This window comes from Kitasatospora sp. NPDC057198 (assembly GCF_042670125.1).
Lineage (GTDB): Bacteria > Actinomycetota > Actinomycetes > Streptomycetales > Streptomycetaceae > Kitasatospora.
In genome coordinates, this window is sequence record NZ_JBHUWH010000031.1 from 22402 (window position 1) to 31959 (window position 9558).

Below are 9558 nucleotides of genomic sequence, written 5' to 3' on the forward strand. Positions count from 1 at the left end.
GGGTGAGGGCGGGGGCGGGGGCGGGGGCCCGAACGGCGGCCGGATCGGGTGCGGGCGCGGAAGCGGGCGGGGTCACGGCGACGGCTCCTCGGCGAGGGCCGCGAGGGCGGCGGCCGCCTCGGGGACGGTGAGGTACGGCGGGAGGATCTTCGCGGTCTGCGGGGCGAAGGTCGGGGAGGCGAGCACGACCTCGGGGGTGGGGCCGTCGGCGACGATCTCGCCCTCGGCCAACACGGCGGTGCGGTGGGCGAGTTCGGCGGCGAGTTCGACGTCGTGGGTGGCCAGCAGGACGGCGTGGCCGGCGGCGGCGAGGCCGCGCAGGACGGTGACCAGGCGGGCCTTGGCGGCGTAGTCGAGGCCGCGGGTGGGCTCGTCGAGCAGCAGGACGGGTGGGCGGGCGGCCAGCACGACGGCCAGCGCGAGGGTGAGCCGCTGGCCCTCGGAGAGGTCGCGCGGGTGCCGGTCGTCGGCGACGCCGGGCAGCAGGTCGGCCAGCAGGGCGCGGCAGGTGCCGGGTTCGGCGCCGGCGTCCCGGTCGGCGGCGGCGCACTCCTCGGCGACGGTCTCCGCGTACAGCAGGTCGCGCGGGTCCTGCGGGACGAGTCCGACCGAGCGGATCAGCTCCTTGGGGCGGGACTTGTGCGGGGTCAGGCCGTTGACCCGGACGGTGCCGGAGTCGGGGGCGTGCAGGCCGACCAGGGTGCCGAGCAGGGTGGACTTCCCGGCGCCGTTGCGTCCCATCAGGGCGGTGATCTGCCCCGGGGCGAGGGCGAGTTCGACGCCGCGCAGCGCCGGGACGCGTCCCCGGGAGACCACCAGGCGGCTCACGGTGGCGACCGGTTCGGCCGGGGGCGGGGTCGACCTGGGTGCGGGCGGCGGGAGTTGCCCGCGCAGCGGGGCCGCGCGGCGGCGGGCGTCGCGGACGGTGAGCGGCAGCGGCGTCCAGCCCGCCCGCAGCCCGAGCTCGACCACCGGCGGCCGGACCGGCGAGCGGGCCATCAGCGCGGCCGGGTCGCCCAGGACGGGCGGCTCGCCGGGGCCGGGCAGCAGCAGCACCTGGTCGGCGTACTGGACGACCCGCTCCAGGCGGTGTTCGGACAGCAGCACGGTGGTGCCCAGGTCGTGCACCAGGCGCTGCAGGACGGCCAGCACCTCCTCGGCGGCGCCCGGGTCCAGCGCGGAGGTCGGCTCGTCCAGCACCAGCACCTTCGGGTGGACGGTCAGCACCGAGCCGATCGCCACCCGCTGGCGCTGCCCGCCGGAGAGCGAGGACAGCGCGCGGCCGCGCAGCTCGGCCAGGCCCAGCAGGTCGAGGGTCTCCTCGACCCGGCGGCGCATCACGGCCGGGGCCAGGCCCATCGACTCCATGCCGTAGGCGAGTTCCTCCTCGACGGTGTCGGTGACGAAGTGCGCGGCCGGGTCCTGTCCGACGGTGCCGACCACGTCCGCGAGGTCGCGCGGCCGGTGGGTGCGGGTGTCCCGCCCGGCCACCGTGACCCGGCCGGTCAGGGTGCCGCCGGTGAAGTGCGGCACCAGGCCGCAGACGGTGCCCAGCAGGGTCGACTTGCCGGAGCCGGACGGGCCGACCAGCAGGCACAACTCGCCCTCCGGGACGGTCAGTTCGACGCCGGACAGGGCCGGTGCGGACGCGTCGGCGTACTGCACGCCGACCTGCTCGAAAGTGATCACCGGGTGCTCCGGGGCGGCTCGGGTACGGGAAGGGCGGACGCGCCGGTCCGGGCGGGGGCGGTCACCGGGTGCTCCGGGGCGGCTCGGGGGTGGTGAAGGCGGGGAGCAGGCCGACCAGTACGGCCAGGGCGGGCAGCAGCGGCAGGGTGGGCGGGGTCGGCGGGACGACGGTCGGGGTGAGCGCCTCGGGCCAGCGGCCCGCGTACCAGATCAGTGCCGCCGCGACCAGCGCGCCCGAGGCGGCGGTCAGCCACTCCGGCAGCGCCCACGGGTCCGGCCGGTAGCGGGTCCGGACGCTGCGCCGACCGCCCAGCACCAGGCCCGCGCCCGCCGCGCCGGCGCCCGCCAGCAGCACCGGCAGCGCCCACGGGTGGCTGCCCGCGGTCAGCAGGCCGTACGTCGCCGAGCACACCGCCAGCAGCCCCGCCAGGGTCAGCGCCCCCGCGGTGCGCACCACCCGGCGCGGGACGGCGGCCGTCCGGCCGAAACCGCGGGTGTCCATCGCCGCCGCCAGCGCCACCGAACGCTCCAACGCGCCCTCCAGCACCGGCAGTCCGACCGACAGCACCGCCCGCACCCCCCGGTCGGAACGCCCGCGCAGCCGGCGCGCCGCGCGCAGCCGCCGGACGTCCGCCACCAGGTTCGGCGCGAAGGTCAGCGCCACCACCGCCGCCACGCCCGCCTCGTACAGCGCGCCCGGCAGCGAACGCAGCAGCCGCGACGGCGAGGCCAGCGCGTTCGCCGCGCCCACGCACGCCAGCAGCACCGCCAGCCGCAGCCCCTCGTACAGCGCGAACAGCACCCCCTCCAGCGTCACCGCGCCGCCCAGCCGGACGCCCTGCGCCCAAGCGGGCAACGGGACGTGGGGCAGCGTGAACAGGACGTGGGTGCCGCCGACGGGGGAGCCCAGCAGCACCGCGAACACCATCCGGGCGGCCAGCACCAGCAGGCCCAGCCGCAGGAACGCCGCGTACGAGCGCGCCCAGGGGGCGTCACCGCGCCGGGCCGCGACCACGAAGCCCGCCACCGCCAGGATCAGCAGCAGGAGCACCGGATTGGTCGTCCGGCTGGCCGCCGCGGCCAGGCCCAGCGACCACAGCCACCACGCCCCCGGGTGCAGCTGCCGGGAGAGCGCCCGGCTGTGCGCGGCCGCCGGACGGGTCGCCGGACGGGTCGCCGGACGGGCCGCCGTACGGGACGAACGGCCTTGCGGGGAACGGGAGTCGGCGGCCCGGCGGGAGGCGGACATGTTCAGCGGGTGCGGCGGCGACGGGCCTGCCAGACCGCGCCCGCACCCAGCAGCAGCACCGCGCCGACGCCGGCGAACAGGCCCACGCTCGGGCCGCCGTCGCTGCCCGAACCGCCCGAACCGCCGTCGGCGGTCGAGGAGTTCGCGCCCGCCGCGGCCTGCTCGCCGCAGCCCGCGCGCGGGTACCCGGCGATCGAGCACAGCATCGCGCCCGAGTCGTAGCGCAGCGGCGCGGCGACCGCGGCCAGCACCTCGGCGGAGTTCGCCGCCGTCGGCACCGAGGCGCAGGCCGACCGGAAGTCGGGCGGCTGCTCGCCCTTCGGGGCGTCCGTCGCGTTCCCGAAGTCCAGCACCACGGCGACCCGCTTGCGGCCGTCCGCGGGCGCGGTGCTCCCGCAGACCGCGGCGAAGTCGGGGGCCGCGGCGGGACGCGGCGTGTCCTGGCCGCCGTCCGCGCTCAGCACGAACCGCCAGCCGTCCACCGCCCCGTCCGCCGGAACGTTCCCGGCCGGACCGACCTGCTGGTAGGACCAGCCGTCGGCGCCGCCCTTCCAGAACGACCAGTAGCGGTACTCGGCGGCGGCGGAGCTGCCGGCGGCCGGACCGAGGAGGGCCGCACAGGCGGTGAGGAGGGCGAGCAGGAGGGCGGGGAGGGAGAGGGAGGAGGCGGGGGAGGAGGAGGGACGGCCGGGGGCCCCGGTGCGGGCGCGGGGGAGCCGGCCGGTCATCGGGTCTGCTCCGGGCGGTCGTCGGTGTCGGCGGCGGCGTCGGGGGCCGGGGCGCTGTCGGCGGGGGAAGCCGCCTTCTGGCGGCGGCGGTTGAGGCTGAGCAGGACGACCACGACGACGCCGACGGCGAGGGCCAGGCCGATCAGCCAGCCGGCCGAGAAGCCGCTGTTCTCGTCGGGTTCGGTGATCGCCGAGCCGGGCGCGCGGGTGGCCTGCGGGTCGCCGGCGGCGGGCGCGGACTCGGGCTTGGGGCCGGAGTCGATCAGGAGCTGGACCAGGTTGGCGCCGCCGAAGTTGTACGGGTCGAGCTTGGCGGCGCGGGCGGTCAGCACCAGGGTGGCGGTGGCGGCCGGGTTGGTGCCGTCCTTGCCCTGGGCGGCCCACGGGAAGGCGTTGCCGGCCAGCCAGTCGGCGGCGCTGGCGGCCTCGGCGGGGTGGCCGGCGGCGACCAGGCCGAGGACGGTCCAGGCGGTGGAGTCGTAGGCGGGGGTGGGGGTGTCCGCGCCGGGGGTCTTGGCGGTCAGGTGCTGGCCGTCGGCGGCCAGGCGGGCGGTCAGCCAGGCGGCGTCGGCCTCGGCGGAGTCGGCGTGCGCGACCGTCCCGGTGCCCGGCCCGGTGCCCTGGCCGCCGTCGCAGGCGAGGGCCTTCGGCGGGGCGTCCTTGCGGTCGGTGGTGGTGACCGGGAGGTGGCCGCCGGCGGCGGCGAGCAGGGCCTGCGCGGAGGCGATGGTGTCGGCGGCGGCCGGGGTGCCCGGGGCGGGCTGGTAGAGGAAGGCGCCGCGCTGGTCGGCGGGGGTGGCGCAGCCGAGCTGGAAGGAGGCCAGGCCGTCCCAGCCGGAGCGGCCGCCGGCGCTGACCGAGGCCGGGTCGAGGCCGGCCGCGAGCAGGCCGTTCAGCACCACGGCGGTGGAGTTGGCGTCGCCGGGCGCGCCCGGGTTGTACGCCCAGCTGCCGTCCGGGTTCTGGTGGGCGCGCAGCCAGTCGGTGGCGCGGGTGACGGGCTGCTGGTGGCCGCCGAGCGCGGTGAGCGCCTGGACGGCCATCGAGGTGGCGTTGGTGTCCTCGGTGGCGGGGGTGCACGGGGTGCCCTCGGCCCGGTAGGAGGGCCAGCCGCCGTCCTCGCACTGCTGGCCGAGCAGCCACTGCACGGCGGCCCCGGCGGGCTCGACCTTCTCCTGCTGGAGCGCGATCAGGGCGAGCGACTGCCGCCACACCCCGTCGTACTGCGGGTCGCCCTTGCCGTACAGCCCGGCGGGCACGCCCGAGGACGGGCTGGGCGAGGCGGAGGAGGCCGGGGCGGAGGAGGCCGAGGCGGACGAGGAGGCCGGGGCGGACGAGGAGGGGGAGGGTGTGGCGGTGTCGGCGAGCGCGGGCGCGGCGGCGCCGGCGAGCAGGGCGCCGGCGAGCGCGGCGGCGCCCAGGCGGGCAGCGGTCGGCATGGGGTGAAGCCTTTCGGTGAGCGGTCGCAGCGGGCCGGGGCGCACCCCGGGTTTCGCCCGTAGACCCACGACGGATGAGGGCCGCTCGCCTCCGGCCGGGCAGTCCGACTGCGCCGCGCCCCGGCGGTGCGGGGGCGGCTCACGGTTGCGGGTCAGTGCCGGAATCGCACCGGCTTCCCCCGGCCTCGGAGGCGGATGTGAAGTTGTCGCGGGGCGGCCGGAGCCTGCCCCGCGAGCAACGACTCTAGCCCTCGGCCGGGGACGGGCCGGAGGCAGGTGGTGGAACGGGTTGCAGTTCCGGCCGGTCGGCGGGCGCCGGGAGCAGGGCGGTGGCGGGCGCCGGGAGCAGGGCGGTGGCGGGCGCGGCGGGGGGCGCCGCGGGGGCGGGGGCGGGCGCCAGCAGCCGGGCGGCGGTGTGCAGGTCGGCCCGGACCTCGGCAAGCGAGGCCCGCCCGGACAGCCACACCAGCAGGGTGGCGTGCCAGGTGTGGCCGACCACCCGCAGCGCCGCCTGCTGGTCGGCGGTCGGCGGGCCGGGCAGCCGGGCGGCGGTCAGCACGATGGCGCCGGTGACCTGGGTGACCTCGTCCACCTCGGAGCCCACCGAGCGGTCCGCGAAGGACAGCGCCCGCACCATGGCCTCGGCCAGCCGGGGCTCGCGCTGCAGCGCCTGGAAGGCGGCGGTGAGCGCCTCGGCGACCCGGGCCGCCGGGTCCGGGCCGGCCGGCGGGCGGCGCCGGACCTGCTCGTGCAGGCGCTCCAACTGCTCGCGCATCACCGCGACCAGCAGGTGCACCTTGGACGGGAAGTACCGGTACAGGGTGCCGAGCGCGACCTGCGCGCCCTCCGCGACCTCGCGCATCTGCACCGCCTCGTACCCGCCCCGGGCGGCCAGTGCGGTGGCCGCGCGCAGGATGCCCCGGCGGCGCTCGGTCTGGCGCGGCGTCAGCGGCCCGTCGGCGGCGGTGGCGGTCACGGGACACTCCAGGGGCGGTGGGACGTGGTGCTGCGCGGCGTGGTGCGAATCACCCGCCGGGGCTCCTGACGACAAGCTACGGGCCGGTAATCTTCGAGGTCCCTCGTTGTGCACTTTCTCCAACGACGAGCCCGCACCGCTGTGAAACGTGATCTACTTTACCGGTCGGCGGCCTTCTCCGTCGCCGCTCCCGGCGAGTAGCGAGGAATGGGGACTGGGGATGACCGCTGTGTCGCCTCCGCCGTTGCGGATCGCCCTGCTGTCGTACCGCGGCGACCCGTTCTGCGGCGGCCAGGGCGTGTACGTGCGCCACCTGTCGCGCGAACTGGCCCGGCTCGGCCACCGCGTCGACGTGATCGGCGCCCAGCCGTACCCGGTGCTCGACGAGGTCGAGGGCCCCGGCGCCGTCCGCCTGGTCGAACTGCCCGGCCTCGACCTGTACCGCGCCGACGACCCGTTCCGCACCCCCGCCGCCGGCGAGTTCCGCGGCCCGGTCGACCTGCTGGAGTACGCGGTGATGCGCACCGGCGGCTTCCCCGAGCCGCTGACCTTCTCGCTGCGCGCCCGCGCCTTCCTGGCCCGGCACCGGGGCCGCTACGACGTCGTGCACGACAACCAGACCCTCGGCTACGGCCTGCTCGGCCTGGCCCGGCACGGCTTCCCGCTGGTCACCACCGTGCACCACCCGGTCACCGTGGACCGGCGGCTGGAGATCGAGGCGGCCCGCACCCGGCTGGAGCGGCTCGGCAAGCGCCGCTGGTACGCCTTCACCCGGATGCAGCGCCGGGTCGCCGCCCGGCTGGAGCACGTCATCACCGTCTCGGAGAGCTCCAAGGCGGAGATCGCCGAGCAGCTGGGCACCGCGCCCGGCGCCGTCTCGGTCGTTCCGATCGGCGCCGACACCCGGCTGTGGTCTCCGTCCGCCGCCGTCGCCCGCGTCCCCGGCCGGATCGTCACCACCTCCAGCGCCGACGTCCCGCTCAAGGGCCTGGTGCACCTGGTCGAGGCGCTCGCCAAGGTCCGCACCGAGCGGGACGCCCACCTTGTGGTGGTCGGCAAGCCGCAGAAGGAGGACGGGCCGGTCGCCGAGGCGGTGCGCCGCTTCGGCCTGGAGCAGCACATCGAGTTCCGCACCGGCCTGAGCGACGCCGAGCTCGTCGACCTGTACCGCTCCGCCGAGGCCGCCTGCGTCCCCTCGCTGTACGAGGGCTTCTCGCTGCCCGCCGCCGAGGCGATGGCCACCGCCACCCCGCTGGTCGCCACCACCGGCGGCGCCATCCCCGAGGTCGCCGGCCCGGACGGCGCCACCTGCCTCGCGGTGCCGCCCGGCGACGCGGGCGCGCTGGCCGCCGCGCTCGGCCGGCTGCTGGACGACCCCGCGCTGCGCGAACGGCTCGGCGCCGCCGGGCGCGAACGCGTGCTGGCCCGGTTCACCTGGGCGCGGGCCGCCGAACTCACCGTCGAGCGCTACCGGGCCGCGATCGCCACCGGCACCGGCGCCGGCGCCCGCTCCGGCCCCGGCTGGCGCTACGTCGGCTGACGGCCCGTCCGGCGACGGACAGTCAACCCCCCCCGGTACCACCCCCTTCGTGAATGGGAGCCCCGCAGTGCTGACCGTCGACTTCTCCCGCTTCCCGCTCGCCCCCGGCGACCGGGTGCTCGACCTGGGCTGCGGCGGCGGCCGGCACGCGTTCGAGTGCTACCGGCGCGGCGCCGACGTGGTCGCCCTGGACCGGAACGCCGAGGAGATCGCCGAGGTCCGCAAGTGGTTCGCCGCCATGGAGCAGGCCGGCGAGGCCCCCGCCGGGGCCGGCGCCACCGCGATGGAGGGCGACGCGCTGAACCTGCCCTTCGACGACGGCACCTTCGACAGGATCATCATCTCCGAGGTGATGGAGCACATCCCCGACGACGAGGGCGTGCTCGCCGAGATGGTCCGCGTCCTCAAGCCCGGCGGGCTGCTCGCCGTCACCGTGCCCCGCTACCTGCCCGAGAAGATCTGCTGGGCGCTGTCCGACGAGTACCACGAGGTCGAGGGCGGCCACATCCGGATCTACAAGGGCGACGAACTCGTCGAGAAGGTCCGCGGGGCCGGCCTCACCCCGTACGGCACCCACCACGCGCACGCCCTGCACGCCCCCTACTGGTGGATCAAGTGCGCGGTCGGCGTGAACAACGACAAGGCGCTGCCGGTGCGCGCCTACCACCAGCTGCTGGTCTGGGACATCGTCGGCACCCCCGTCATCTCCACCCTCACCAAGGCCGCCGAGAAGGCCCTCAACCCCGTCCTCGGCAAGTCCTTCGTCGTCTACGCCAGCAAGCCCCACCTGCCGGGGAGCGGCGCGTGACGGCCGCCGTCCCCGCCGCCCTGCTGCTCGACGGCGTCCTGGACGCCGCGCAGGCCGCCGACACCGTCCGCTCGATCCTCGCCCACCAGCAGCCCGACGGCGCGATCCCCTGGTTCCACGGCGGCCACCTCGACCCCTGGGACCACACCGAGGCCGCGATGGCCCTCGACACCGCCGGCGAGCACGCCGCCGCCGAAGCCGCCTACCGCTGGCTCGCCGACCGTCAGAACCCCGACGGCTCCTGGTACGCCGCCTACGCCTACGGGCAGCCCGGCACCGCCGACGGCACCGCCACCGACCGGGCCCGCGAGACCAACTTCTGCGCGTACGTCGCCGTCGGCGCCTGGCACCACCACCTGGCCACCGGCGACGACCGCTTCCTCGAACGGATCTGGCCCACCGTCAGCCGCGCCCTCGACCACACCGTCCGGCTCAGCCTCCCCGGCGGCGCCATCGCCTGGCGCCAGGACGAGCACGGCACGGCCGCCGAGGACGCCCTGCTCACCGGCTCCTGCTCGATCCTGCACGCGCTGCGCTGCGGACTCGCCGTCGCCGACCACCTCGACCGGCCGCAACCCGACTGGGAACTCGCCGCCGGACGCCTCCAGCACGCCATCGCCCGGCACCCCGAGCGGTTCCTCGACAAGGACCGCTACTCCATGGACTGGTACTACCCCGTCCTCGGCACCGCCCTGCGCGGCGAGGACGCGGCGCGGCGCCTGGCCGCCGACTGGGACCGCTTCGTCGTCCCCGGCCTCGGCGTCCGCTGCGTCAGCGACCGGCCCTGGGTCACCGGCGGCGAGAGCGCCGAACTCGCCCTCGCCCTGTGGGCCGCCGGACAGTCCGACCGGGCCGTCGAGATCCTCCGCTGGATCCAGCACCTGCGGCACGGCGACGGCTCCTACTGGACCGGCTACGTCTACGAGGACCACGCGATCTGGCCCGAGGAACGCACCACCTGGACGGCCGGCGCCCTGCTGCTCGCCGTCGCGGCCCTCGGCGGCGACCACGCGACGGTCAGCGTCTTCGGCGGCGAGGAACTGCCGGGCGGCCTGGTGGTCAACGACTGCTGCTGAGCGTTCCGGGGCGGGACGGACGACAAAGGTCCGCCCGGAGAGGGGGTTCCCTC

Annotated in this window: 8 protein-coding genes and 1 riboswitch; of the genes, 3 read left to right on the forward strand and 5 right to left on the reverse strand. The window is 77.0% G+C overall.

Going from position 1 to position 9558, the window contains the following annotated elements; genetic code table 11:
- Window positions 1–72: 72 nt before the first annotated feature.
- The 5 genes from ACFUEL_RS06240 to ACFUEL_RS06260 form a co-directional block, all read right to left on the reverse strand.
- A complete protein-coding gene (locus tag ACFUEL_RS06240) occupies window positions 73–1689 on the reverse strand; it encodes an ABC transporter ATP-binding protein (protein ID WP_380234842.1) in 1617 nt (538 codons plus the stop codon).
- 61 nt (window positions 1690–1750) lie between these two features.
- Window positions 1751–2938, reverse strand: a complete 1188-nt coding sequence (locus ACFUEL_RS06245; protein ID WP_380234843.1) for an energy-coupling factor transporter transmembrane component T — start codon at window positions 2936–2938, stop codon at window positions 1751–1753.
- Window positions 2939–2940: 2 nt separating this feature from the next.
- On the reverse strand, window positions 2941–3666 hold the full coding sequence (locus ACFUEL_RS06250; protein ID WP_380234844.1) for an SCO2322 family protein: 726 nt from the start codon (window positions 3664–3666) through the stop codon (window positions 2941–2943).
- Window positions 3663–5105: a prenyltransferase/squalene oxidase repeat-containing protein gene (locus tag ACFUEL_RS06255; RefSeq protein ID WP_380234845.1), complete on the reverse strand. Its 1443-nt coding sequence runs from the start codon at window positions 5103–5105 to the stop codon at window positions 3663–3665. Before ACFUEL_RS06255 ends, ACFUEL_RS06250 begins: the two co-directional genes overlap by 4 nt.
- Before the next feature lie 97 nt (window positions 5106–5202).
- A riboswitch (cobalamin riboswitch) is annotated at window positions 5203–5285 on the reverse strand.
- Between the two features lie 64 nt (window positions 5286–5349).
- Window positions 5350–6081 carry a TetR family transcriptional regulator gene (locus ACFUEL_RS06260; protein WP_380234846.1) on the reverse strand — a complete coding sequence of 244 codons (732 nt, stop codon included), beginning with the start codon at window positions 6079–6081 and terminating at the stop codon, window positions 5350–5352.
- A gap of 220 nt (window positions 6082–6301) precedes the next feature.
- On the opposite strand from ACFUEL_RS06260, the gene ACFUEL_RS06265 reads away from it, so the two are divergent.
- The 3 genes from ACFUEL_RS06265 to ACFUEL_RS06275 all read left to right on the forward strand — a co-directional run bounded on the left by ACFUEL_RS06265 (window position 6302) and on the right by ACFUEL_RS06275 (window position 9505).
- Entirely contained in the window at window positions 6302–7621 is a 1320-nt protein-coding gene (locus ACFUEL_RS06265; RefSeq protein ID WP_380234847.1) for a glycosyltransferase family 4 protein, read from the forward strand.
- A gap of 67 nt (window positions 7622–7688) precedes the next feature.
- Window positions 7689–8429 (forward strand): class I SAM-dependent methyltransferase, encoded by a 741-nt coding sequence (locus ACFUEL_RS06270; RefSeq protein ID WP_380234851.1) that lies wholly within the window; start codon window positions 7689–7691, stop codon window positions 8427–8429.
- Window positions 8426–9505 carry a prenyltransferase gene (locus ACFUEL_RS06275; RefSeq protein WP_380234848.1) on the forward strand — a complete coding sequence of 360 codons (1080 nt, stop codon included), beginning with the start codon at window positions 8426–8428 and terminating at the stop codon, window positions 9503–9505. The genes ACFUEL_RS06270 and ACFUEL_RS06275 overlap by 4 nt, the downstream gene beginning before the upstream one ends.
- Window positions 9506–9558: the final 53 nt, after the last annotated feature.

What these genes read in the sequence shown, in the direction of transcription:
- ACFUEL_RS06255 (WP_380234845.1), bottom strand. Translation starts at nt 5,105, where the DNA reads ATGCCGACCGCTGCCCGCCTGGGCGCCGCCGCGCTCGCCGGCGCCCTG.
- ACFUEL_RS06265 (WP_380234847.1), top strand. Translation starts at nt 6,302, where the DNA reads ATGACCGCTGTGTCGCCTCCGCCGTTGCGGATCGCCCTGCTGTCGTAC.
- ACFUEL_RS06245 (WP_380234843.1), bottom strand. Translation starts at nt 2,938, where the DNA reads ATGTCCGCCTCCCGCCGGGCCGCCGACTCCCGTTCCCCGCAAGGCCGT.
- ACFUEL_RS06250 (WP_380234844.1), bottom strand. Translation starts at nt 3,666, where the DNA reads ATGACCGGCCGGCTCCCCCGCGCCCGCACCGGGGCCCCCGGCCGTCCC.